The sequence below is a fragment of the Candidatus Thiosymbion oneisti genome (assembly GCF_900092655.1).
GTDB lineage: Bacteria > Pseudomonadota > Gammaproteobacteria > Chromatiales > Chromatiaceae > Thiosymbion > Thiosymbion oneisti.
The window spans coordinates 1-382 of record NZ_FLUY01001824.1 but is presented as its reverse complement, the minus strand read 5'-3'; the positions used below and the strand labels follow the sequence as shown (position 1 = coordinate 382).

At 37.4% G+C, this 382-nt stretch carries 1 protein-coding gene; it reads left to right on the top strand.

Going from position 1 to position 382, the window contains the following annotated elements:
• On the top strand, positions 1–382 hold a 382-nt coding region (locus BQ17_RS19520), incomplete at both ends, for a HEPN domain-containing protein (RefSeq protein WP_176722526.1).

Genomic DNA, 382 nt, shown 5'->3' with positions numbered 1-382 from the left:
ATATCCAGTTTGTAAATCGTCGTTTAAGGAAAAGTCAGTACTTTTATATTGACATCCTGCGAGAAGGAGTACTTCTGCATGATTCAGGCAAGTTTCAATTGGCGGAGCCAATTGAAATAACATCCAAAGAAAGAAAAAAATTAGCTGAAGAGGATTTTGAGTATTGGTTTAGTGGCGCTAAAACATTTCTTAAATACGCTGAGGATGCAATAAACAACAGTGACAATAGTTATGCAGCATTTAATCTACATCAGGTTACTGAGCGTCTATATGGCACTATACTGCTTGTCTTTACTCGCTACAAGCCAAGTACGCATGATCTAGAGAAATTAGGTCAAAGAGTATCAAGCATAGAGCCAAGGTTCTTGTCTATATTTCCACG